Annotated in this window: 13 protein-coding genes and 1 pseudogene; 11 read left to right on the top strand and 3 right to left on the bottom strand. The window is 72.9% G+C overall.

Annotated elements, in window-relative coordinates; genetic code table 11:
- The first annotated feature begins 60 nt into the window (after positions 1-60).
- The 9 genes from chvE to ACIOWN_RS00770 all read left to right on the top strand — a co-directional run bounded on the left by chvE (position 61) and on the right by ACIOWN_RS00770 (position 13,798).
- On the top strand, positions 61-1,170 hold the full coding sequence (gene chvE, locus ACIOWN_RS00810) for a multiple monosaccharide ABC transporter substrate-binding protein (RefSeq protein ID WP_362347458.1): 1,110 nt from the start codon (positions 61-63) through the stop codon (positions 1,168-1,170).
- 53 nt (positions 1,171-1,223) lie between these two features.
- Positions 1,224-2,783 (top strand): multiple monosaccharide ABC transporter ATP-binding protein, encoded by a 1,560-nt coding sequence (mmsA, locus tag ACIOWN_RS00805; RefSeq protein ID WP_362347456.1) that lies wholly within the window; start codon positions 1,224-1,226, stop codon positions 2,781-2,783.
- Positions 2,780-4,024, top strand: coding sequence for a multiple monosaccharide ABC transporter permease (gene mmsB, locus ACIOWN_RS00800; RefSeq protein WP_362347454.1), 1,245 nt, complete (start codon positions 2,780-2,782; stop codon positions 4,022-4,024). The genes mmsA and mmsB overlap by 4 nt, the downstream gene beginning before the upstream one ends.
- 181 nt (positions 4,025-4,205) lie before the next feature.
- Complete coding sequence (locus ACIOWN_RS00795) at positions 4,206-5,801, top strand: pyridoxal phosphate-dependent aminotransferase (protein ID WP_401979552.1); 1,596 nt, start codon at positions 4,206-4,208, stop codon at positions 5,799-5,801.
- Positions 5,802-6,149: 348 nt separating this feature from the next.
- The gene (locus ACIOWN_RS00790) at positions 6,150-9,116 is read left to right on the top strand and encodes a beta-galactosidase (RefSeq protein WP_401979550.1); all 2,967 of its coding nucleotides are present in this window, start codon (positions 6,150-6,152) and stop codon (positions 9,114-9,116) included.
- Between the two features lie 231 nt (positions 9,117-9,347).
- Entirely contained in the window at positions 9,348-9,872 is a 525-nt protein-coding gene (locus tag ACIOWN_RS00785; RefSeq protein WP_401980219.1) for a toxin, read from the top strand.
- Positions 9,869-11,035, top strand: a complete 1,167-nt coding sequence (locus tag ACIOWN_RS00780) for an MAB_1171c family putative transporter (RefSeq protein ID WP_401979547.1) — start codon at positions 9,869-9,871, stop codon at positions 11,033-11,035. Before ACIOWN_RS00785 ends, ACIOWN_RS00780 begins: the two co-directional genes overlap by 4 nt.
- A gap of 163 nt (positions 11,036-11,198) precedes the next feature.
- Positions 11,199-12,374, top strand: a complete 1,176-nt coding sequence (locus ACIOWN_RS00775; protein WP_362347445.1) for an MAB_1171c family putative transporter — start codon at positions 11,199-11,201, stop codon at positions 12,372-12,374.
- A gap of 26 nt (positions 12,375-12,400) precedes the next feature.
- On the top strand, positions 12,401-13,798 hold the full coding sequence (locus tag ACIOWN_RS00770; protein ID WP_401979545.1) for an FAD-dependent monooxygenase: 1,398 nt from the start codon (positions 12,401-12,403) through the stop codon (positions 13,796-13,798).
- 50 nt (positions 13,799-13,848) lie between these two features.
- On the opposite strand, the gene ACIOWN_RS00765 is transcribed toward ACIOWN_RS00770, so the two are convergent.
- Positions 13,849-14,694 carry an SMP-30/gluconolactonase/LRE family protein gene (locus tag ACIOWN_RS00765; protein WP_362347442.1) on the bottom strand — a complete coding sequence of 282 codons (846 nt, stop codon included), beginning with the start codon at positions 14,692-14,694 and terminating at the stop codon, positions 13,849-13,851.
- Positions 14,691-15,464 carry an IclR family transcriptional regulator gene (locus ACIOWN_RS00760; protein ID WP_362347440.1) on the bottom strand — a complete coding sequence of 258 codons (774 nt, stop codon included), beginning with the start codon at positions 15,462-15,464 and terminating at the stop codon, positions 14,691-14,693. The genes ACIOWN_RS00765 and ACIOWN_RS00760 overlap by 4 nt, the downstream gene beginning before the upstream one ends.
- Before the next feature lie 164 nt (positions 15,465-15,628).
- Between ACIOWN_RS00760 and ACIOWN_RS00755 the strand changes: the two are divergent.
- Positions 15,629-16,219 (top strand): annotated as a pseudogene (locus ACIOWN_RS00755) (hypothetical protein); the annotation flags it as partial.
- A 10-nt stretch (positions 16,220-16,229) separates the two neighbouring features.
- Here the strand turns inward: ACIOWN_RS00755 and ACIOWN_RS00750 are convergent.
- Positions 16,230-17,099, bottom strand: a complete 870-nt coding sequence (locus ACIOWN_RS00750; protein ID WP_401979541.1) for a RimK family alpha-L-glutamate ligase — start codon at positions 17,097-17,099, stop codon at positions 16,230-16,232.
- 171 nt (positions 17,100-17,270) lie between these two features.
- On the opposite strand from ACIOWN_RS00750, the gene ACIOWN_RS00745 reads away from it, so the two are divergent.
- Positions 17,271-18,749: an acyl-CoA synthetase gene (locus tag ACIOWN_RS00745; RefSeq protein ID WP_362347434.1), complete on the top strand. Its 1,479-nt coding sequence runs from the start codon at positions 17,271-17,273 to the stop codon at positions 18,747-18,749.
- The last annotated feature ends 20 nt before the right edge of the window (positions 18,750-18,769 follow it).

Below are 18,769 nucleotides of genomic sequence, written 5' to 3'. Positions count from 1 at the left end.
CGGACGCCGCGAGCACCACCCCACGCCCCACACCGACCAGACGGACAAGGACTGATCACCATGCGCAACCGCAGAGCCGCCCTCGCCGCCACGGCCGCAGCCGCGTCCCTCGCCCTGACCCTGTCCGCCTGCGGGCAGAACAGCGAGGGCGGCAGCAAGGAGAAGTCGGGCAGCACCAAGGGCGCCACCATCGGCGTCGCGATGCCGACGAAGTCCTCCGAGCGGTGGATCTCCGACGGCGACAACGTCGTCAAGGACCTCCAGGCCAAGGGCTACCGGACCAAGCTGGTCTTCGGCGAGGACAACCCCGACACCCAGGTCTCGCAGATCGAGAACCTGATCACCCAGGGCGTCAAGGGCCTGATCGTCGCCGCCATCGACAACAAGTCGCTGAACAACGTCCTCCAGGAGGCGGCCGACGCCGGCATCCCGGTCATCGCCTACGACCGGCTGATCCTCGGCACGGAGCACGTCGACTACTACGCCTCCTTCGACAACGAGAAGGTCGGCCGGCTCCAGGCCGGCTACATCGTCGACAAGCTCGGCCTCAAGGACGGCAAGGGCCCGTTCAACATCGAGCTGTTCGCCGGCTCCAACGACGACAACAACACCAAGTACTTCTTCAACGGCGCGATGAGCGTCCTGAAGCCGTACCTGGACAGCGGCAAGCTGAAGGTGAGGTCCGGCCAGACGCAGCTCACCAAGGTCACCACCCTGCGCTGGGACGGCGCGACCGCGCAGCGGCGCATGGACGACATCCTCACCTCCTCCTACAAGAGCGGCCGGGTCGACGCGGTGCTCTCGCCCTACGACGGCATCTCCATCGGCATCCTCTCCGCGCTGAAGTCGGACGGCTACGGGTCGGGGAGCAAGCCGCTGCCCGTCGTCACCGGTCAGGACGCCGAGCTGGCCTCGGTGAAGTCGATCATCGCGGGCGAGCAGACGCAGACCGTCTACAAGGACACCCGCAAGCTCGCCGAGGTCGCCTCGGCGATGGTCGACGACTCACTGAAGGGCAGGAAGCCTGAGGTCAACGACACCAAGACCTACGACAACGGCTCGAAGGTGGTGCCCGCCTACCTGCTGCAGCCGGTGAGCGTCGACAAGAGCAACTACGAGGAGGTCCTGGTCAAGGGCGGCTACTACACCGACGCCGAGCTGAACAAGTAGCCGGGGAAGCGACCGCCGCATCCACCGACCCCAACCGACTGGAAGGCACGACCATGGCGGGACCCGTCCTGGAAATGCGCTCGATCGGCAAGACCTTTCCCGGTGTCAAAGCGCTGTCGGACGTCACGCTGACGGTTCGCCAGGGCGAGGTGCACGCCATCTGCGGGGAGAACGGCGCCGGCAAGTCCACCCTGATGAAGGTGCTCTCCGGCGTCCATCCGCACGGGAGTTACGAGGGCGAGATCCTCTTCGAGCAGGAGGTCTGCCGTTTCAAGGACATCAGGGCCAGCGAACGGCGCGGCATCGTCATCATCCACCAGGAGCTGGCGCTGGTGCCGTACCTGTCCATCGCGGAGAACATCTTCCTCGGCAACGAACACGCCACGCGCGGGTTCATCAACTGGAACGACACCCTCCGGCACGCCACCGCACTGCTGCGCCGCGTCGGTCTCGACGAGCACCCCGAGACCCGGGTCGCCGACATCGGCGTCGGCAAGCAGCAGCTCGTGGAGATCGCCAAGGCCCTGTCGAAGTCCGTGAAGCTGCTCATCCTGGACGAGCCGACGGCGGCCCTGAACGACGAGGACAGCGGCAAACTCCTGCGACTGATCCTTGAGTTGAAGGAACAGGGCATCACCTCGATCATCATCTCCCACAAGCTCAACGAGATTCGCGGCGTCGCCGACTCGGTGACGATCCTGCGCGACGGCCACACCATCGAGACCCTGGACGTGAAGGCGGCCGGCACCACCGAGGAGCGGATCATCGCCGGCATGGTCGGCCGCGACCTCGACCACCGCTTCCCCGAACGCACCCCGCACCAGCCCCAGGAGGGCGCGGCTCCGGCCCTGGAGATCCGGGGCTGGACCGTGTTCCACCCGATCGACCGGCAGCGCCGGGTCGTCGACGACGTCTCGGTCCAGGTGCGGCGCGGCGAGATCGTCGGCATCGCGGGCCTGATGGGCGCCGGCCGCACCGAACTGGCGATGAGCGTCTTCGGCCGCGCCTACGGCCGGTACGCGGCCGGCACGGTCCTCAAGGACGGCCGGGAGATCCGCACCAGGACCGTCGCGGAGGCGGTCGGGCACGGCATCGCCTACGTCACCGAGGACCGCAAGCACTACGGCCTGAACCTCATGGACACCGTCCACCGGAACATCTCGCTGACCGCGCTGAGCAAGGTGGCCCGGCGGGGTGTGGTGGACGAGCACGAGGAGCAGCGGGTCGCCGAGGCATTCCGGACGTCCATGAACATCAAGGCGCCGACCGTCTTCGAGCCGGTGGGCAGACTGTCCGGCGGCAACCAGCAGAAGGTCGTCCTCAGCAAGTGGATCTTCGCCGGTCCTGAGGTGCTGATCCTGGACGAGCCCACGCGCGGCATCGACGTGGGCGCCAAGTACGAGATCTACACGGTCATCAACCAGTTGGCCGCCCAGGGCAAGGCGGTCGTCTTCATCTCCTCCGAACTGCCGGAACTGCTCGGCATGTGCGACCGCATCTACACGATGGCCGCGGGGCGGCTGACCGGTGAGGTGCCGCGGGCGGAGGCCACCCAGGAAGTGCTGATGCGCCACATGACGAAGAACACGAAGGACGAAGAGGTGACGGGATGAGCACGGACGTGACCGCCCAGACCCCGGCCCCCGCGCCACCGGAGCGCGGCGCGGCGGCCACCGGCCGCGGTCTGCTGGGGCTGGTGCTGAACGGCCTGCGCCGCAACATGCGGCAGTACGGCATGCTGATCGCGCTCGGGCTGATCGTCGTCCTGTTCGAGATCTGGACAGGCGGGGACCTGCTGCTGCCGCGCAACGTCTCCAACCTGGTGCTCCAGAACAGCTACATCCTGATCCTGGCCATCGGCATGATGATGGTGATCATCGCGGGACACATCGACCTGTCGGTCGGCTCGCTGACCGCGTTCGTCGGCGCGGTGGCCGCGGCCCTGACGGTCAGCCACCAGGTGCCGTGGCCCGTCGCGGTGGGCCTGTGCCTGCTGGTGGGGGCGGCCGCGGGCTCGCTGCAAGGGTTCATGATCGCGTATCTGGGCATACCGTCGTTCATCGTCACCCTCGCCGGGATGCTGCTCTTCCGCGGTCTGACGGAGATCCTGCTCAAGGGCCAGACCCTCGGCCCGTTCCCGGGCGGGCTGCAGAAGATGGGCAACGGGTTCCTGCCCGAGGTCGGACCGAGCACCAACTACCACAACCTCACCCTGCTCCTCGGCCTCGTCCTGATCGCCTCCGTGGTGTGGCAGGAGGTGCGCGACCGGCGCCGGCAGCAGGAGTTCTCCCTCGACGTGCTGCCCGCGCGGCTCTTCGCGCTCAAGCTCGTCGCCCTCGTCGCCGCCGTCCTGGTCGTCACGCTGCTGCTCGCCAGCTACAAGGGCGCGCCGATCGTGCTGATCGTCCTCGGCGTGCTGGTGGTCGGCTACGGCTATGTGATGCGCAACGCCGTCTTCGGCCGCCACATCTACGCCATCGGTGGCAACCTGCCCGCCGCGAAGCTGTCCGGCGTCAAGGACAGGAGGGTCACCTTCCAGGTGTTCCTGAACATGGGCGTGCTCGCGGCCCTGGCGGGACTGGTGGTGGCCGCCCGCCTGAACGCGGCCTCTCCGAAGGCCGGCGTGAACTACGAACTGGAGGCCATCGCCTCGTCGTTCATCGGTGGGGCGTCCATGAGCGGCGGTGTCGGAACCGTGCTCGGCGCGATCATCGGCGGGCTCGTCCTCGGCGTGCTGAACAACGGCATGAACCTGCTCAGCGTCGGCACCGACTGGCAGCAGGTCATCAAGGGGCTGGCGCTGCTGGCGGCGGTCGGGTTCGACGTGTGGAACAAGCGCAGGTCCGGTTCGTAGGCCGGCTCGCGCCGCACCCGCGCGGGGCGCACGGCTACCCGGAAACCACACTTCCCACACATGAGTTGAACAACGACGCCTCCGTCGCCGTATCCATGAACGGCCCGCGCTCCCCCGCGCGGGCCACCCCAGAACGACGGACCCGGCCGCCCCCACCGGGCCCGCCCCATATGGAGGTTCCATGGCCGACAACGTCACCTCGCTGTTCCGCAGCACCGCGGCGCACAGTCCGTCGATGGCGGCGCTGACGCGGGAGGGCGGCGACGCGGCCGGGCCGGTGGACTTCTGCATTCCGTGCAATCCCTACTTCCCCACGCCCGACATGTTCCAGGACATGGCGGCACGGCTGCGCGAGATCGTCACGTACTACCCGTCCAGCGCCGACACGATCACGGCCGAGCTGTGCGACCTGCTCCAGCTGCCGCCGCAGTGCGTGGCGATGGGCAACGGCTCGACCGAGCTGATCACCTGGATCGACCACCTGCTGGTGCGCGAGTCCCTGGCCGTCCCCGTCCCCACCTTCGGCCGCTGGACCGACCAGCCCATGGAGACCGGCAAGCGGGTCGACATGTTCCCGCTCCAGGAGTCCAGCGGTTTCGCCCTGGACCTGGCGCAGTACACCGAGTTCATCCGGGCGCGGGGGACCAGGGTCGCCGTCGTCTGCAACCCCAACAACCCCGACGGCGGCTTCGTGCCCAAGCACGCCATGGTGCAGTTCATGGACTCCCTGGCCGATCTGGACCTGGTGGTGATCGACGAGTCGTTCCTGGAGTTCGCCGACGCCGAGGCCGAGCCGAGCGTGGTGCAGGAGGCCATGCTGCGCCCGAACGTGGTCGTGCTGCGCAGCCTGGGCAAGAACTTCGGCCTGCACGGAATCCGCTTCGGGTACCTGGTCGCCAACCCGGCGCTGGCGGGCAAGATCCGCTCGATGCTGCCGAAGTGGAACCTCAACTCCTTCGCCGAGCACGTGGTGTTCATGCTCAAGGAGCACGGCACGGAGTACCGGCAGAGCCTTCAGCAGGTGCGCCGCGACCGGATGGAGATGGCCGCCCATCTCTCGGCGCTGCCCGGTCTGACGGTCTACCCGTCCCAGGGCAACTTCCTCTTCGTGCGCCTTCCCGTGGGCGCCGAGGGCACCGTGGTACGGGACCGGCTGCTCACCGAGCACCGGATCCTGGTTCGCGAGTGCGGCAACAAGATCGGCTCCTCCAGCCGCTTCCTGCGGCTCGTGGTGCGCCCCGAGGTGGACGTGCGTCGTCTCGTGTCCGCCTTGGAACAGGTGCTCTACGGCAGCAGGAAGGGAGCCGCCGTACCCGAGCTGGGGACAGGGACCAACTACAGCTCGGGTACGGCGGCGGTGGACCGGCTGGTCAGCGAGACCAACGGAGGCGGCATGCGAATACCGGCCGCCGTGACCGCCGCCGTAGCGGGCCCCGCCCCGGCAATGGCCGCCCCGGCCCCCGGCATGGCGATGCCGCTCCCCGCCACGGCGTCGGCTGCCCCGGCCCCGCAGCCGCCCGTCCCCGCCGCGCCCCTGCCGCCGGTCCCCGCACCGGCCCCGATGCAGCCCCTGGCACCACCGGCGCAGCAGGCCCCGCCCCCCGTCCCTGGACCCACCCCGCCGGGCGTCCCGGCCCGCGGTGGCCTCACCGCCGCCCAGGTGCGCGGCATGACCGCCCCGCCCCCCGAGGGCCCCGGCCTCACCCCGGCCCCGGCGGCCGGCTGGCCCAGCCCCCAGAACTGGCCCAACGCGGCAGGCATGAACCAGGCCGGATGACGACCGGGGCCGGGAACGGCATCCCCCGGCCCCGGCCACCGCGCCCCGACCTGCCGGACACCCGGCCCGCGATGGCCCTCCACGACCCCTGACCCCGGCCACCGGCCGACCCACCCCCCAGAACCGGCCCAACGCAGCAGGCAGGCCCTGACCCCACCCTCCGGCGGTCCGCCCAAGAACCGGCCGAGCGCGGCGCGGCTGAACCGGGGGCGGCGGCTCCGGCGCGGCCGCGGGGGCTCCGGGGTGCCCCGCGGCCGCGCCAAGTCGTGTGCGCGTGCGTGGGGCGGGTGGGTTCCGTGGAGAATGACGGGATCCGCGCCCGTAAGATCGCCCCCCGGAGGCACACCCTTGGCGCTCAGCAGACGTTCATTCAGCGCCCTCGCGAGCACCGCCGCGCTCGGACTGGCCCTGAGCGGCAGCGGCGGCCCGGGGGCGCCGTCGGCCTTCGCCGCGCGCTCCGTGCCCACGGGCCCGCCACCGCCCCCGCCGAGCGCCGACGGACGGCGGCACAGCGTCGGTTTCGACTCGTACTCGCTGCTGGTCGACGGCCGGCGGCTGGTGCTGTGGTCGGGTGAGATGCATCCCTTCCGGCTGCCGAGCCCGGCCCTGTGGCGGGACGTGCTCCAGAAGATGCGCGCGTACGGCTTCAACGCCGTCAGCGTCTACGTGGCCTGGAACTACCACTCCCCCGCCCCGGGACGGTACGACTTCACCGGGGTGCGGGATCTGGACCTGTTCCTGCGCATGGCCGCCGAGACCGGCCTCTACGTCATCCTGCGCCCGGGCCCCTACATCAACGCCGAGGTCGACGGCGGCGGCTTCCCCGGCTGGCTCACCGCCACCGAGGGCACCGCGCGGACCGCCGACCCGACGTACCTGAGGCACGTCGACGAGTGGCTGAGCCACGTCGACGCCATTGCCGTCCGGCATCTGTTCACCCGGGGCAGGGGCACCGTCCTGCTCTACCAGATCGAGAACGAGTACGACGCCCACGTGGACGAGCCGACCGGGCGCGCCTACATGTCACACCTGTACAAGAAGGTGCGCTCCGACGGCATCGACGTGCCCCTCTTCCACAACGACAAGGGCAGGAACGGCCACTGGACGCCCGGCTCGTTCGACACCGGCGGCGAGAAGCGGGGATGGCTGTACGGGTTCGACGGGTACCCCTCGCCGTCCCGGACCCCGCCCGACTGGGGACGCTTCGGCAGCGGCGGGAAGACCGGCGGGGCGAGCGCCAGTCCCCGTACGCCCGGGTTCATGCCCGAGTCCGGCGGCGGCTGGTTCGATCCGTGGGGCGGTGCCTGGTCCCGGGGCAAGGGGTACGCGGAGTCGCGGCGCACCCGGGACGCGGCGTACGAGCGGCGCTTCTACCTGACCCACCTCGCCAACGGCATCACCGTCCACAACGTGTACATGGCCTTCGGCGGCACCTCCTGGGGCTGGCTGCCCGCGCCGGTCGTCTACACGTCGTACGACTACGGGGCCGCCCTGGACGAGGGCCGCCTGCCCACCGACAAGCTGGTGCCGATGCACCAGATCGGGCACATGCTCCAGCGCGTTCCCGACTTCGCCCGGCTGGACCGCGCGGCCGACGTGAAGGTGCGCGGGCTGACGACGTACCACCTGAGGAACCCGGACACCGGCTCCCACGTCTACGTCCTGCGCAACGACGGCGACCAGGAGGTGTCCTCGACGCTGCGCGCGGCCGGCGCCGACCTGCCGGTGACCGTGCCGGCCCGGGACGCCCGGCTGATGGTCACCGGGCTGACGCTGGGGCAGCGGAAGGTGCGGTACTCCACCGCGCAGCCGATGCTGTTCCTCAACGCGGGACGGCAGGACGTCGCCGTGTTCTGCGGGCCGCAGGGCGAACTGGCGCGTGTGGTCCTCGAGGCCGCCGAGGAGCCGCTGGTGACCCGGATGAGCCAGCAGGCCGCGTACGCCTACGACCGGGGCCTGCTGCGGCTGACCGTCCCGCTCGGCGCCGGCGGGCTGATCGGGGTCCGGGTGGAGGGCGACGGGAACGGCCGCCCGCTGCTGCTGCTGTTCGCCGACGAGGCGACCTCGACGCGCCTGTGGCCGTACGACACCCCGTCGGGCTCCCTGCTGGTCCACGGCCCCGCGCTGCTGCGCACCGCCACCGTGCGCGGTTCCACGGTGCACCTCACCGGTGACACCGTCGGGGAGACCGGTCTGGAGATGTGGGGGCCGCGCGGCATCGACAGCGTGACGTGGAACGGCCGCGCGGTGCCGGTGTCGGCCACCGGCTCGGAGAGCGTGCGGGCGGCCGCCCCGCTGCCGGGCGTGCCCGAGGTGGCGTTGCCCGCGCTCGGCGACTGGCGGATGCGCGCCGAGAACCCCGAATCCGGGCCGGGCTTCGACGACTCGGCGTGGAAGCCCGCCGACCGGACGTCCTCGTACAGCACGACTCCCGTGCCGAAGGGGCAGCCGGTGCTCTTCGCCGACGACTACGGCTTCCATTACGGGGACGTCTGGTACCGCGGCACGTTCACGGACGCCACCGGCGTCGAATCGGTCTCCCTCTCCTACGCCGCCGGCACGCAGGGACTGCTGATGGCCTGGCTGGACGGTGAGCCGCTGGGCACCCACCGGCTGCCGGTGCCCGACAACAGCACGATCCGGCAGGGCAGTTGGTCGGACACGGCGGTCTTCCCGGTGCGCGGGGCGCGGCGCGGGCCAGGCCGGCACGTGCTGTCGGTCCTGGTGCGGCGGATGCAGCACGACCAGGACGGCTCCGCGCGCGACACGCACAAGGCGGCGCGCGGCCTGACGGCGGTCGCCTTCAAGGGGGGCGCGCCGAAGGTGCGGTGGCGGATCCAGGGCGAGGCCGCGCCGGACCCGGTGCGGGGGCCGCTGAACAACGGCGGGCTGTACGGGGAGCGGGAGGGCTGGCATCTGCCGGGCTTCGCGGACCGCGACTGGGAGCCGGTCGCGTTCCCGCGCGCGGCGCGGCGGCAGGGGGTGACCTGGTACCGGACCACGTTCCGGCTGGCCGTGGAGCAGGGCGTGGACGCCTCGATCGGGCTCACCCTGGACGACGACCGGTACCGCTCCTACCGTGCGCAGATCTTCCTCAACGGCTGGAACTTGGGCCAGTACATCAACGATGTGGGTCCGCAGCACACGTTCGTCCTGCCGAACGGGATCCTGCGCACGCGGGGCACCAACACCCTTGCCCTGGCGGTGCTGTCGGAGTTCACCACACTGTCGGGTCCGGGGCAGGTGCGGCTGACGCTGCTGGGCGCGGCGGCCGGCGGGGTGCCGGTGACGCCGCTGCCCTCGCCGGGGCGGTGACCGGACGGGTTCCCGTCCCGTCCCCGGCGGGTGCGCGTGGCGCGGACGGCGGCGGTCGTTTCCGGTCGCACGACGGTCGTCGGATCGCATGACGCGGGCAACTCCGGCCGCGTAGGCTCGGACGGCCCCCGTGACGGGGGCCGGAAGGGGTGTGGCGATGGACTCCGCGGGCGGGCCGGTCCGCCTCGCCCGATGATGTGGGCAGGCCTGGGAGATGCGCGGGGGAACGTGGTGCGTAGGAAGAGGGAGATGCGCCGGCTCGCCGACGCGCTCATCGACCCGATCCAGGTGCCCGTGCCCGCCGACCCGGAGGTGCTGCTGGCCGCGCTCGTCGACTCCGTCAGCGCCTGGCGGGGCCGCCGGGTCGTCGTCCGGCGTGAGGTGTTCCCGCCGCACACCGCCAGCGGACTGTGGCTGGAGGGCGAGACCCAGGACGTGGTCGTCGTCGACCAGCGGGCCGCCGTGTGGCACCAGATCGTGATCTTCTGCCACGAGGTGTGGCACATGAGCCGGCGGCAGAGCGACGCGGACGCCGCACCGGCCGCGGGCCCGCCCCGGCCGGTCGCTGCGCGCACCGACTTCAGCCTGGCCGACGAGCAGGAGGCCGACCGGTTCGGCATGTTGATGGGCCGTCGGCTGCGGACCTGGCTGGAGGCGCCGGCGGATCCGGTTCGCGCGGAGGGCCCCGAGCACGGCCAGGACCTCGCCGGACGGATCGGGGCGGCGCTCAACTACCGGGGGATTCGGGGCGGATGAGCGGCCTGATCAACTACGTGAGCTGCGGTGTGCTGTGGCTGGGTCTGGCGGTGAAGGCGCCGGATCTGGCCCGTCACCGCGGCGATCCGTATCTGCGCGCGATCTGCGCGGTGCTGGGTCTGGCCGGCTTCTGCTTCCTGCTCGGGGCCCCGCCGACGGTCGGCGCGATCAACCGGCTCAGCGGTGTGCCCAACCTCGCCGCGCCGCTGACGTACGCGTCGATCACCGCCTACAGCGCGGCCTCCCAGGTCCTCGTCGTCCACTGGCGGGGCGGCGAGCGCGTGCACCGGGTGGCCCGGTGCTGGATCGTGGCCTACACGCTGGTGCTCGTCGGCATCGCCGCCATGTTCGCGCTCGGTGAGGCGCCGGTGGAGCGGCGTACCGACCTGGACACCTACTACGCGACGACGCCGTTCCTCGCCGAGATGATCGTGCTGTACCTGGTGGGGCACCTCTGCGCCGTCAGCGTCACCGCGGTGTCCGCGCTGCGCTGGGCCCGCGACGTGGCCGGCTGGCTGCGGGCGGGTCTTGTGGTCCTGGGGGTGGGGTCGCTGTGCGGCGGCGGATACAGCGTGACCAAGCTCGTCGCCGTGGTCGCCCGCTGGTGCGGGCGGGACTGGTCGGGCCTCAGCACGACCGTCTCGCCCGCCGTCGCCGGGCTGGGCGCGCTGCTGACGTCGGCGGGCATCCTGGTGCCGCTGGCGGGGCCCCGCCTCACCGAGTGGCGGCGGTCCCGGCTGGCGTACGCGCGGCTGGAACCGCTGGAGCGCGAGCTGGACGACCTGCTCACCCGCCGCTGCCTGCGGCTGCCGCGGCCGCGCTGGGCCACGCCCACCACGCGGCTGATGTGGCGCCAGACCAGCATCCACAACGCGTTGAGCTATCTGGACGCGTCCTTCGACCGGTCCCTGTACGAACGGACCCACGAGGCGGTGCTGGGGGCGACCGGGGACGCCGAGCGCGCCGAGGCCGCCGCGTGGGCGGCGGTCATCGCCGCCGCCGTACGCGAACCCGGCGCGCCGCTGCCCGGCGAGGCGGACCGCCTGACCGTACGGGTACCGGGCCCGGCCGCCCTGGTCCGCGTCGCGGACGCCCTGTCCGACCCTCCCCCCTCGACAACCCCCCGCATCCCCGCCGGCCCGACCCCCACGAGCACCCCATGACAGCCGCCCCGGCGTCACAACCGCCGCCGCAGGAACCCCCCGCAACCGCACCCATGTCCACGGCAGGGCGCTCGACGCCCCACCCTTCCGCCGAACCACGCACAGCCACCCGTACGGCAGCCGCCCGGGCAGCCGCCACGCGCCATGGGCGGAGGTGGCCGGTGTGAGTCTTGTCGTCTATCTGGCGGCCGGGATCTTCGGGCTCTCCGCCACCGTGTTGCTGCGCCGGCCGCGGACCGCGGTGCGGAACCCGCTGACCATGTCCACCTGCGCGGCGATCGTCCTCGGCTCGCTGGTGTTCGTCTGTTCGGCGCCGTTGACACTGGCCACCGTCAACGAGCTCACCGGCATCCCCAACTTCGGTGCCCCGCTGACCTACGGGATGCTCTCCGCGTACAGCTGCTCGCTGCTCATCCTGCTGATCAACTGGCGGGGCGGGCCGCGCGAGCGGGTGCGGCGGACGGTGCTGCGCAGCATCGCCGTCTACGCCCCGCTGATCGTCGCCATCGTCGTGCTGTTCGGCCTCGGCGACGCCCGTACCGAGCGGCTCACCGACCTGGACACCTACTACGCCAACACGCCGTACCTGCGCGAGATGATCCTGCTCTACCTGCTCGGGCACAGCGCAGCGACCCTGGCGGCGTGCGCGCTGTGCGTCAAGTGGAGCCGCGAGGTCACCGGGCTGCTGCGGGCCGGACTGCGGCTGATCCTGGCCGGCTCGGCGCTGGACGTGGTGGGCTTCCAGCTCACCAAGTACACGGCGGTCGCGGCCCGTTGGACGGGACACGACCTGGACGTGCTGTCCACGAAGGTCGCCCCGCCGATGGCCTCGCTCGCCGCGCTCCTGTGCTCGGCGGGCTTCGTGCTGCCCAGGCTGCTCCCGGCGGCCCTCGCGCAGGCGCGAGGCCTGCGCGACCACCGGCGGCTGGGCCCGCTGTGGTCGAGGGTGCGGTTCGTGTCCACGGCGCCCAAGCCGCCGAGCGCCTGGTGGCAGTTGCCGCTGGCGCGCCTGCAGTGGCGCGAGGTGTCCATCCACGACGCGTTGCTGGGCCTCGCCCCGTACTTCGACGACGCGGTCCGCGAGCGGGCGCTTGCCGGCGCCCGACGGGCGGGCCGCGGCGCGCACGAGGCGCGGATCGCGGCGGAGGCGGCGATGCTCGCCGACGCCGCGCGCCGTGCCGCCGCCCGCGAGGAGCCGCTTCCGGCGCCGAGCGGCTACCGCCTCCACGCCACGGAGGTGTCCGGAACCAGCGGTCTGGTGGAACTGGCGCAGGCGCTGGTCCGTACACCCTCCGAAACCGCCGTACGAGCGGGAACGGTGAGGACCACCCATGGCTGAGGCCATGGCCGACTCCGAGGAGCCCCATGCCCCGTAGAGCTGTCGTCATCGGTGCCGGACTGGCCGGCATGCTGGCCGCGGCGGTGCTGTCCGACGTCGTGGACGACGTGGTCGTGGTGGACCGCGACGACCTGCCCGAGGGCCCGGAGCACCGCAGAGGCCTGCCGCAGGGGCGCCACGCCCATCTGCTCATGGCCGGCGGCCTGGCCGCCATGGAGGAGCTGATGCCGGGCGGGAGCATCCGGCAGCGGCTGCTGGCCGCGGGCGCCCGGGAGATACCGCTGGGCCACGGCATGGTGGCCCTGACCCCCGAGGGCTGGCTGCGGCGCTGGCGGTACGACGGGCCGCGGATGCTGAGCTGCACCCGCGCCCTGCTGGACTTCACGGTCCGCTCCACCGTCCTCGCCCACACCGGGACGGTGATCCGCAAGGCGCAGGCGGTCGGCCTGGTGGGCGACGCGCGGCGCGTGCGCGGTGTGCGCGTCGCCACCCCCGCGGCGGAGGAGGTGCTGCCCGCGGACTTCGTGGTCGACGCGAGCGGGCGCGGGACCCGGGTGGTGACCTGGCTCGGGGAGCTCGGGATCTCCGGGGTGCGCGAACGCGGCGTGGACGCCGGGCTGGTCAACGCCACCCGCGTGTACCGCACGCCCGCCGGGGCCGAGCAGTTCCCGCTGACGATGGTGCAGGCCGACCCCTACGCGGGCCGCCCCGGCCGCAGCGGCATGGTGCTGCCGATCGAGGGCGACCGCTGGATGGTCAGCCTCGCCGGCTCACGGGGCGGCGAACCGCCGGCGGACCCCGACGGGTTCCTGCGCTACGCCCTCGATCTGCCGTCCCCCCTCGTCGGCCGGCTCGTCTCGGGCGCCGAGCCCCTCACCGACGTGCACATCAGCCGCAGCACCAGCAACGCGCGCCGCTACCTGGAGAAGCTGCCGCGGTGGCCGGAGGGCTTCGTGGCGCTGGGCGACGCGGTGGCCACCTACAACCCGGCCTACGGGCAGGGCATGTCGGTGGCCGCGCTCGGCGCCCGGCTGCTGCGCGACGAACTGCGCCGGTCCGGCCCGGACGCGCCCGGTCTCGCGCGCCGGGTGCAGCGCGGCGCCGCCCGGCCGGTCGACGCGGCCTGGGCGGCCGCGGTCGGCCAGGACGTCTGGTACCCGGACAGCCGCGGCGCCCGGCCCAAAGCCGCCGACCGCCTGGTCACCGCCTACAGCCGCCGTCTGACGCGGGCGGCCACCGGCTCCTACCGCGCCGCGGCCGCCCTGTGGGAGGTCACCAGCCTCCGCAGCGGCCCGGAGCGCCTCCTCCGCCCCGACACCCTCCTCGACGTCCTGAACGGCCCTCTGCTCCCGCCGCTGTCGGGCCCGCCGCTGACCCCGGCCGAACGCAAGATCCTTCAGGAGCTGGACCGGACGAGCGCCTGACCCGGCCCCCACCGACGAGCCCCGGGGAACGCGGCAGCCGGCCGGCGAGGTCAGCCCGCGAAGGCGGGCTGGGGCAGGCCCCGCCCCGCGTCGGGGACGACGAGGAGTGAGCCCGCCAGGGGGTGGGCGGCGGCCAGGCCCGTGCGGGCCGTGGTGACGTAGAGGTCGGTCAGGCCGGGGCCGGCGAAGGCGCAGGCGGTGGGGCGGGAGGTGGGGAGTGCGAGCACGCGGTCCAGAGTGCCGTCGGGGGTGTAGCGGCGGATCGCGCCGCCGTCCCACAGGGCCACCCAGACACAGCCGTCGGCATCGACCGTGAGGCCGTCCGGGAAGCCGGCGCCCTCCTCCACCTGGGCCAACGGCCGCCTGCCCGTGAGCCGTCGGCCGTCGAAGTCGAAGACGTCGACACGGCGGGTCGGCGAGTCGACGTAGTACATCAGGCGGCCGTCGGGGCTCCAGGCGGTGCCGTTGCTCACCGCCACGGCGGGCAGCACCGCCTCGGCCGTGCCGTCGCCGGTCAGGCGGGACAGGGTGCCGCCTTCCGGGGCCTCGTCGTAGCGCATGGTGCCGGCCCACAGGGAGCCGTCGGGTGCCACGGCGGCGTCGTTGCCGCGCCGGCCGGGAACCGGGTCGTGGTGCAGCCAGCGGAAGGCGCCGTCGGGGTCCACCAGACCCACACCGTCCCGGAGATTGAGCACGAGACCGCCGCCCGCGCGGGGTTTCGCCGCGCCCACGTGCTGCTCGGTCGTACGGACCGTGCACCGGCCCGAGGAGGGGTCGTAGGAGTGCACCCGGGAGGAGAGGATGTCGACCCAGAGCAGCCGCCCGGCCGCCGGGTCCCAGCTCGGGCCCTCGCCCAGCTCCGCCCGCGCGTGGACGGCGACCTCGTAGCCCGTCATGCCGCGCCCCGGTGGCCGAGGCGCTCGGACAGCCCGGCAGCGCCCTTCTCGACGAGCCGCTCCAGCTCCGCCCGCCGCTCCTCGCTCCAGCGGATCATGGGCACCGAGATGGACAGGGCCGCGACCACCTGCCCGGTACGGTCGCGTACCGGGGCGGCCACGCAACTGACGTCCGGGTTGGACTCGCGGCTCTCCACCGCCACGCCCCGCCGCCGGACCTCGCCCAGGGTCTCGCGCAGCGTGGCCGGGTCGGTGATGCTGTGCGGCGTCATCGCGACCAGTTCGGCGTCGTCCGGGATGCGCGCGCCGAGCTCCTCCTCGGGCAGGGAGGCGAGGAGCATCTTGCCGACCGAGGTGCAGTGCGCCGGGAGGCGGCGGCCGGCCGCGGAGACCATGCGCACCGCGTGCGTGGAGTCCACCTTGGCGATGTAGATGACGTCGGTGTCCTCCAGGATCGCCACGTGCACGGTCTCGTCGCAGGTCTCCGCGACCGAGCGGGCGACCGACTGGCCCTCGGCGGCGAGATCCAGCTGCTCCGCGTAGCGGCTGCCGAGCTGGTACGGGCGTACGCCCAGCCGGTAGCGTCCGGGCTGCCCGGTCACGGGGACGATGTACTGGCGGGCTGCGAGCGTGGTGACCAGCTCGTGCACCGTGGTGCGCGGCAGTCCCAGCCTGCGCACGATGTCGGGGGCGGAGAGCGTCCCGTCCCCGTCGAGGAAGAGCTCGAGTATGTCCAGAGCCCGGGTCACGGCAGGTACGAGGCGTCCCACGACCGGCCCCCTCCCTTGATACGCGCCTGATGTGCGCCTGTGCGATCCATGCCGTTCGAAATTTCAAAAGGCGGTCGGCATGACGAACACAGGCTAGTCAGAGCGCGATGCCCGGGCAATGGGCGAAAGGGCCGGGCGAGGCCGGGTGGGCGACGATGGACCGCATGACCACGCCCTCCGGACAGCGCCCCGCCGGCCCCTTCACCCCGCTGGACTTCCAGCTCGTGCTGCTGCGCCGCATGGCCGACCACAACCCGGAACTGGTGGAGGACGCCCGCCGTACGCTGGGCGTCTCCCGCGCGCGGATGCGCGAGGCCAACAAGCGCTGGCAGGCGATGGCCCGCTCGCCACGGGCCCGCTCGGCCGCGTCGCGGTACCGCTCGGTCCTCGGCGAGCCCGAGTCGGCGACCGTCCGTCGCATCGGCGATCTGGACTGCGAGGCGCGTACGTGGCCCGTCCCGCTCTGGCCCGACCTGCGCCTGGAGGTACTGGTCGCCCCGGACGGCCGGGTCTGGAACGAGTGGCTGGTGCGCGCCCCGGGCGCCGAGGGGCCGGGCCTGCGGACCGTGGCCGATCTGACCCCCTGGTCCTGCACGGTCGACGAGGCCGCCCGCGCCTTCGCCCCGGCCCGTCCCCTGGAGGGCACCGCCCCGACCCGCTGGGGCCTGGCGTTCCGGGCCCCGGACGGGGAGGGCGTCCCCCGGGAGGTCGTGGCCGAGTTCAGCTGGGGCCTGCTGCAGCGCACGCGCGTGAGCGAACAGCGGCTCAGCCGGCGGCGGCCAGGATCGCCTCCGTCACCGCCGCCACCGACTCCGGGTGCAGCCCGAGGAACAGGTTCGGCTCCACCAACTCCAGCTCCATGAGCCGGGGTTCGCCGTCCTCCCCGTCCACCAGGTCGACCCGGGCGAAGAGAAGCTCGGGAGCGCCGGGCACGGCGGCCAACGCGCTTTCGGCGACGGCGAGTTCGGCCGGAGTCGGGGTCCAGGGCGCGATACCCGGATGGGCCACCTTGCGCGCGTCGTAGGCGATGCCGGGGGCGAGGACGGCACCCTTGCGGCCCGCGTGCAGCAGGCGTCCGCCGAGGAACTGGAGCGCACGTTCCCCGCCCGCGTCGATGCGCCGCATGTACGGCTGCACCATGGCCGTGAGCCCCTCGGCGTGCATCCGCGCGAGCTGCCGTACGGCGGTGTCACGGTCGTCGGGCGTGTACCGGGCCGCGTACCGCGCGCCGGCCCCGGACGCCGGCTTGATCACGAACTCGTGGTCGCCGGGCAGGTCGACCGGGTCTCCGGGAGCCACGTACCGGGTCGGCACGACGGGCACCCCGGCCGCCCCGAGCTGCCCGAGGTACCGCTTGTCGACGTTCCACCGCACGACCTCGACGGGATTGGCCAGCCGTGTGGCCTTCGCGCACCGCCCGGCCCACTCCGTGAACTCCGGCACCCGCCAGCTGTAGTCCCAGGTCGACCGGATCACGGCGAGATCGAACCCGCCCCAGTCGGCCCCCGGGTCGTCCCACGCCACGGCCCGGGCCTCGGCCCCGGCCTGCTCCAGCGCCTCCACCAGCACCGGAAGGTCCCGGTCGGCGCTGATACCGGGCGCGGGCCGGCAGGTGACGAGCGCGATGCGGGGCACGGCTGCCTCCATCCTGGTGGACCCTCGTGGATCCCCGTACAGGGCTGCGAACAGTGACGGGCCCCGCAGGCTAACAACCGCCCGCGCCGGAGCGTACGGTCGCCCCTGATGCAGGAACCTCAGTCGCCGGCCCCCGGCCGGCCCGTACGAGAGTCGCAAGGAGTCCCCCACGTGTCCTCCCTCTTCCCCGCCCTGACGAAGGATCCCGGTGAGCGGCCCGCGCTGCGGTTCGGTGACCGGTCGCTGACGTACGCGGAACTCGCGGCGGCGGCCGGGGCGATCGCCGCCCGGGTGCGTGGCAGGTCGCGGGTCGCGGTGTGGGCGACTCCGGGGCTGGAGACGGCCGTCGGGGTCGTGGGCACGCTGCTGGCCGGGGTCGCCGCCGTACCGCTGAACCCGAGGTCGGGCGAGAAGGAGCTCGGGCACATCCTCACCGACAGCGCGCCGCCCGTGGTGCTCGCCGCACCCGGGGACGAACTGCCCGCCGCGCTTGCGGGGTTGGAGCGGCTCGATGTGGATGTGCGGGACGCGGGGCCCGTTCCGGAGGACGGGGCCGGCGAGGGCGACCCGGCCCTCGTCGTCTACACCTCCGGTACGACCGGTCCGCCCAAGGGCGCCGTCCTGCCCCGCCGGGCGCTCGCCGCCACCCTGGACGCGCTGGCCGACGCCTGGCAGTGGACGGGTGACGACGTGCTGGTGCACGGGCTGCCGCTGTTCCATGTGCACGGACTGGTGCTGGGCGTCCTCGGAGCGCTGCGGCGCGGCGGGGAGGTACGGCACCTGGGGCGGTTCACGACGGAGGGCGTGGCACGCGAGCTGAACGGCGGGGCGACCATGCTGTTCGGCGTGCCGACGATGTACCACCGGATCGCCGAGGCGCTGCCCGGCGACCCGGAGCTGGCGAAGGCCCTCGGCGGGGCCCGGCTGCTGGTCTCCGGGTCGGCCGCGCTGCCCGTGCACGACCACGAGCGGATCACGGCCGCGACCGGACGGCGGGTGATCGAGCGGTACGGGATGACCGAGACACTCATGCTGTGCTCGCCCCGGTGGACACCCCCGGACCCCCGGCCCAGCGTGCGGGCCGACGGCGAGTCCCGCGCCGGGACGGTCGGGGTGCCGCTGCCGGGCGTCGAGTTGCGGCTCGTGGAGGAGGACGGTAGGGAGATCGCGGCGTACGACGGGGAGACGGTCGGCGAGATCCAGGTGCGCGGGCCGAACCTGTTCACCGAGTACCTCAACCGGCCCGACGCGACGGCCGCCGCGTTCACCGCCGACGGCTTCTTCCGCACCGGCGACATGGCGGTGCGCGACCCCGACGGACAGGTCCGCATCGTCGGCCGCAAGGCCACCGACCTGATCAAGAGCGGCGGTTACAAGATCGGCGCGGGCGAGATCGAGAACGCGCTCCTGGAGCACCCGGAGGTGCGCGAGGCCGCCGTCACCGGGGAGCCCGACGACGATCTCGGTGAGCGGATCGTCGCCTGGATCGTCCCGGCCGATGCGCACCTCCCGCCGGGCTCCGAGGAGTTGGCCGATCACGTGGCCCGGCGCCTCGCCCCGCACAAGCGGCCCCGCGTCGTCCGGTTCCTCGACGCCCTGCCCCGCAACGACATGGGGAAGATCATGAAGCGGGCGCTGCCCCGGGAGTGAACGGCGGCCTGCGAAGGCCC

It is taken from the genome of Streptomyces sp. NPDC087787, from assembly GCF_044743035.1.
Classification (GTDB): domain Bacteria; phylum Actinomycetota; class Actinomycetes; order Streptomycetales; family Streptomycetaceae; genus Streptomyces.
This window is presented reverse-complemented; position numbering and strand designations above follow the sequence as displayed.

Excerpts from the sequence above, each read along its gene's own strand:
- chvE (WP_362347458.1), top strand. The coding sequence starts at position 61 with ATGCGCAACCGCAGAGCCGCCCTCGCCGCCACGGCCGCAGCCGCGTCC.
- mmsA (WP_362347456.1), top strand. The coding sequence starts at position 1,224 with ATGGCGGGACCCGTCCTGGAAATGCGCTCGATCGGCAAGACCTTTCCC.
- mmsB (WP_362347454.1), top strand. The coding sequence starts at position 2,780 with ATGAGCACGGACGTGACCGCCCAGACCCCGGCCCCCGCGCCACCGGAG.
- ACIOWN_RS00795 (WP_401979552.1), top strand. The coding sequence starts at position 4,206 with ATGGCCGACAACGTCACCTCGCTGTTCCGCAGCACCGCGGCGCACAGT.
- ACIOWN_RS00780 (WP_401979547.1), top strand. The coding sequence starts at position 9,869 with ATGAGCGGCCTGATCAACTACGTGAGCTGCGGTGTGCTGTGGCTGGGT.
- ACIOWN_RS00770 (WP_401979545.1), top strand. The coding sequence starts at position 12,401 with ATGCCCCGTAGAGCTGTCGTCATCGGTGCCGGACTGGCCGGCATGCTG.
- ACIOWN_RS00765 (WP_362347442.1), bottom strand. The coding sequence starts at position 14,694 with ATGACGGGCTACGAGGTCGCCGTCCACGCGCGGGCGGAGCTGGGCGAG.